Below are 4,611 nucleotides of genomic sequence, written 5' to 3'. Positions count from 1 at the left end.
GCGGGTCTAGCGGGCGGGCCGGGCGGGCCGGGCGGGCCGGGCGGGTCTAGCCTGCGCCCGCCGTGCGGAGGGTCCACGCGTACTCGAACGCGGTCTGACGCCACCGCTCGTAGCGCCCGGACACTCCCCCGTGACCCGCGCTCATCTCGCTGCGCAGCAGCACCGGCCGGTCCGCCGAGTTGGCCGACGGGGACACCGCCCGCAGCCTGGCCACCCACTTGGCGGGCTCCACGTACAGCACCCGGGTGTCGTTGAGCGAGGTCACCGCGAGGATGGCCGGATAGTCCTTGGCCTCGATGTTCTCGTACGGGGCGTACGAGGCCATGTAGTCGTAGACCTCCTCGGAGTGCAGCGGATCGCCCCACTCGTCCCACTCGATCACCGTCAGCGGCAGCTCCGGCATGAGGATCGAGGTGAGCGGGTCGACGAACGGCACCACGGCCTGGATGCCCACGAACAACTCGGGGGCCAGGTTCGCGACCGCCCCCATCAGTAGTCCACCGGCACTGCCGCCCTCGGCGACCAGCCGGTCCGGGGAGGTGAGCCCGGAGTCGACCAGGTGTCGCGCACAGTCGACGAAGTCGGTAAAGGTGTTGCGCTTCGTGTGCGTCTTGCCGTTCTCGTACCAGAGCCGACCCATCTCACCGCCGCCCCGCACGTGCGCCACGGCGAAGGCCATCCCCCGGTCGAGCAGCGAGAGCCTCGCCACCGAGAACGCGGGATCGATACTGGTCTCGTACGAGCCGTAGCCGTACAGCAGCGTCGGCACCTGCTCGCCGGCATCGACGCGGGCGGCGGTGCCGGTGGACATCACCAGCGAGATCGGCACCCGGGTGCCGTCCGCGGCCGTCGCCCAGTCGCGTCGCTGGACGTAGCCGCTCGGGTCGTACCCGCCGAGCACCTCCTGCTCACGCAGCAGCGTCCGCTCCCCCGAGGCGAGGTCGAGCGAGTAGACCCGGCCCGGCGTGACGAACGAACCGAAGCCGAACCGCAGGACCGGCGAGTCCCACTCCGGGTTGGACCCCGGACCGGAGGTGTACAGCTCCTCGTCGAACTCGACGGGCTCGAACCGCCCGTACGCCTCGACTCCCGCCGTGGACCCCTGCTCGAGCGGCATCAGCGCGAACCGCGGCAGCGCCGCTTCGCGGTACCCCAGCACCAGCACGCGCGCGAAGGCGTCCACGCCCTCCACCCGGACGTCGTCGCGGTGGGCCACCAGCGTGCGCAGATCCCGCAGCTCGCCCTCGATCGGACCGACAGGCGCCTCGACCACCTCGTAGTTCGGGGCGCCGTCGTTGTGGGTGATGATGAACCGGTCCTCGCCACCGACGACCGCGTGCTCGACGTCGTACTCGACGCCCTCCTGCCGCGGCCGGACGCACCAGAACTCACCGGCGGGATCGTTCGAGTCCAGGCACCACACCTCGGTGGTGATCTTGGACCCCGCCGCTATCTGCAGGAACTTCTCGCTGCGTGTCTCGCCGACCCCGATCCAGTAGGACTCGTCGGGCTCGTGGAAGACCTTGTCGTCGTCGTCCCTCGTCGTGCCCAGCCGGTGACGCCACACCGTGTCCGGTCGCCAGGCGTCATCGACGGTGACGTAGAAGACGTACCGGCCATCGCGGGACCAGGTCACGCCGGCGGCGATCCCGGAGATCTCCTCGTCCGGGGCCGTGTAGTCCGGGTCGAGCGAGCGGAAGCGCAGCGTGTACCGCTCGTCGCCCTCGGTATCGGTGGCCCACGCCAGTGCGCGGCCGTCGTGGCTGACCGAGAACGCGCCCAGCGCGAAGTAGTCGTGACCCTCCGCCTCGGCGTTTCCGTCGAGGAGCAACTGCTCACCCGGCAACTCCACGCCCGGGGAGACCTCGGGCGGAACCCAGCCCGCAGGGTCCGACGGGTCGTCGACGAACTGCTGCGGGACCGGGACCCGACAGTGCCTGGCGTACGAGCGGCCCTCCTCGGTGCGCGAGAAGTACCACCAGCCGCTGGCGCGCACCGGAACCGACATGTCGGTCTCCTTGACGCGGGAGCGGATCTCCTCGTAGACCTCGTCCTCCAGGGGTTTGAGGTCGGCGGTCATCGCATCGGTGTAGGCGTTCTCCGCCTCGAGGTAGGCACGGGTCGCGGGAGCGTCCTTGTCGCGCAACCACTCGTAGTCGTCGACGAAGACGCGGCCGTGGTGCTCGCGACGGAAGGGACGGCGCTCGGCCTGCGGCGGCGTGGGCGTCTGCCCCGTGGTGGTGGCTGTGGTGGCGGTCGCGGCGGCGGCGGTGTCGGTGGCTGCGGTGTCGGTGTCGGTCGTCTCGGTGGAGCTCACGCTGCGTCGCCCCCGATCCAGTCGGCGAACGAGCGGCCCGAGATGCGCTCGTAGGCCTCGATGTAGCGCGCCCGGGTCGCGTCCACGACCTCCTGCGGCAGAGCCGGTGGCGGGGTGTCGGCATCGGAGTTCCAGCCCGCCTCCGGGCCCGTCAACCAGTTCCGCACGTACTGCTTGTCGAAGCTCGGTTGCACACGGCCCGGCGAATACTCGTCAGCGGGCCAGTAGCGCGATGAGTCCGGGGTGAGCACCTCGTCGGCCAGGATCAGCTCCCCGTCGACCAGGCCGAACTCGAACTTGGTGTCGGCCAGCAGCACTCCGCGCTCGGCCGCCATCTCCGCGGCCCGCGCGTAGACGTCCAGCGTCGCCGTACGCAGCTGCTCGGCCAGCTCGGCCCCGACGATCCCGCTGAGCTGATCGAACGAGATGTTCTCGTCGTGATCCCCCACCGCCGCCTTGGTGGCCGGGGTGAAGATCGGCTCGGGCAGTCGGCTGGCCTCGACCAGGCCCCCGGGCAGCTCGATGCCACACACGGTCCCCGACTCCCGGTACTCGGTCATCCCCGACCCGGTCAGGTAACCGCGGGCCACACACTCGGCCGGAACCATGTCGAGTCGACGGACCACCATCGCGCGGCCGAGCACCTCGAGCGGGATGCGCTCGTCGTCCAGCGTCCCGGCCAGGTGGTTGGGCACGTCGAGGGCGTCGAAGAAGTAGGCGCTCATCGCGGTGAGCACGCGGCCCTTGTCCGGGATGGGCGTGCCGAGGACGTGGTCGTAGGCGGAGATGCGGTCGGTGGCCACCAGGAGGAGCGTCTCACCGTCGATCTCGTACAGTTCGCGGACCTTTCCGGAGACGAGATGGCGGTAAGAGGAGAGATCGGGTCGCATGACGGCCAGCGTAGCCGGACGCCCACGTCCCGAGTCGAGACCGTCGGCCCCCACCCGTGGTTGGTCGGACTCAGCCCAGTCGGGCCTCGAGCCACTCCCCCAACGCCGCGTACGCGTCCTCGGCGCACAGGTCGTTGAACAGCTCGTGGGAGCCGCCCTCGAACTCCCGGTAGGTGATCTCCGGGCGCGGGTCGTGGTCCGAACCGGCGATCTGCGCGAAGCGCCGCGCGCCCGACGGGTAGGTGATGGTGTCGGCCGAGCCGTTGAGGATCAGCGTCGGCAACCGCAGTGCCGGCGACCGCTCGATGAACTTGAGGCCGCCGGCGAGCATCGTCCCCGCCGTCACCGCGGGCACGCCCTTGTGGTGGACCAGCGGATCCGAGGTGTAGTCCTCGACGTACTCGGGCACTCGGGAGATGTCGTGCGGGTCGAGCTTCTCCACCGGCAGGAACGGCAGGAGACGAGCGATCACGGGCGCCGCCACGCGCAGCGGTGCCGGTGTCCCCTCGCCCACGACGAGCCCGGGCGAGGAGAGGATGAGGCCCTTGAGGTCCCACGGCCGCCGGAGCGCGGACTCCCCCGCGATCAACCCGCCCATCGAATGCCCCATCAGCAGCCGGGGCAGGGACTCGGCCCCGCCGCCCTCGGCGGACCGGCTCCACTCCACCACCGCGTCACGCACCGCGAGGTTGTCGCGGATGTGCGTCTCTATCGACACCTTGGCGCGGGGCCCGGGAGCCGTGCCGTGGCCGCGCAGATCGTAGGAGGCAACACTGATCCCCCGGTCGGTGAGGAAGCGGATCGTCCGCCCGTACCGGCCGGAGTGCTCGGCGAAGCCGTGCACGAGCAGCAGCAACGCCCGGGGCTGGTCAGCGTGGTGCAGGGTCGCCTGCAGGCCGGAGGTGCCGGGGACGGGGATGGGGGTCTGGCGCATGCTGCACAGACTAGTGCCAGCCCGCCCGGGGCCGAGGCCGATCGCCTGGGGCCGATCGGGCAGAGGCCTCAGATCCCGAGCTGGTCCAAGATGAGGCTGCCGGCGCCGAGCGGCATCAGAGAGAACGCGATCGGAACGTAGAACTGCTGCATGAACGCCCCCGGGTCGATCCCGACGGCCGAACTGGCGGTGGCGAACCCGGCCTGGATCATCCCGAACACGTCGTACAGTGCGCCCCCGAGGGAGCCGCTGGGCCTCGTGACCATGCTGTGGTCCTTCCCTGTCACTCGGCGACGGGAGGGCCCCGCCTCCGTCGGTGTACAGGACTTATCGGGCGGGGGGCCCGGCGAGTTACGGACAGGCTGTCAGAGGATCGAACCCGGCGCGTAGCCGGCCGCCTCCGGGTGGCGGGCCACGAGCGCCTCGACGCGGGCGGCGACCGCGTCGACCTGGTCGCCGGCAGCGCCGAC

4 protein-coding genes are annotated in these 4,611 nt (G+C 70.8%); all 4 read right to left on the bottom strand.

The annotated features are described in order from the left end of the window. Positions 1-46: 46 nt before the first annotated feature. The gene (locus G6024_RS09570; RefSeq protein WP_159148579.1) at positions 47-2,317 is read right to left on the bottom strand and encodes a S9 family peptidase; all 2,271 of its coding nucleotides are present in this window, start codon (positions 2,315-2,317) and stop codon (positions 47-49) included. Continuing rightward, a complete protein-coding gene (locus tag G6024_RS09565) occupies positions 2,314-3,207 on the bottom strand; it encodes a phosphoribosylaminoimidazolesuccinocarboxamide synthase (RefSeq protein ID WP_159148578.1) in 894 nt (297 codons plus the stop codon). The genes G6024_RS09570 and G6024_RS09565 overlap by 4 nt, the downstream gene beginning before the upstream one ends. Positions 3,208-3,277: 70 nt before the next feature. Then, a complete protein-coding gene (locus tag G6024_RS09560) occupies positions 3,278-4,141 on the bottom strand; it encodes an alpha/beta hydrolase (protein ID WP_159148577.1) in 864 nt (287 codons plus the stop codon). A 68-nt stretch (positions 4,142-4,209) separates the two neighbouring features. Continuing rightward, positions 4,210-4,407, bottom strand: a complete 198-nt coding sequence (locus tag G6024_RS09555; RefSeq protein ID WP_132064010.1) for a hypothetical protein — start codon at positions 4,405-4,407, stop codon at positions 4,210-4,212. Between the last annotated feature and the right edge of the window lie 204 nt (positions 4,408-4,611).

Source organism: Dietzia maris, assembly GCF_014144855.1.
Lineage (GTDB): Bacteria > Actinomycetota > Actinomycetes > Mycobacteriales > Mycobacteriaceae > Dietzia > Dietzia kunjamensis.
The sequence above is the reverse complement of the archived record's forward strand: the minus strand, read 5'-3'. Positions and strand labels throughout refer to the sequence as shown.

Bases quoted from the DNA above. Each gene is read 5' to 3' on its own strand.
- G6024_RS09565 (WP_159148578.1), bottom strand. From the start codon at position 3,207: ATGCGACCCGATCTCTCCTCTTACCGCCATCTCGTCTCCGGAAAGGTC.
- G6024_RS09555 (WP_132064010.1), bottom strand. From the start codon at position 4,407: ATGGTCACGAGGCCCAGCGGCTCCCTCGGGGGCGCACTGTACGACGTG.
- G6024_RS09560 (WP_159148577.1), bottom strand. From the start codon at position 4,141: ATGCGCCAGACCCCCATCCCCGTCCCCGGCACCTCCGGCCTGCAGGCG.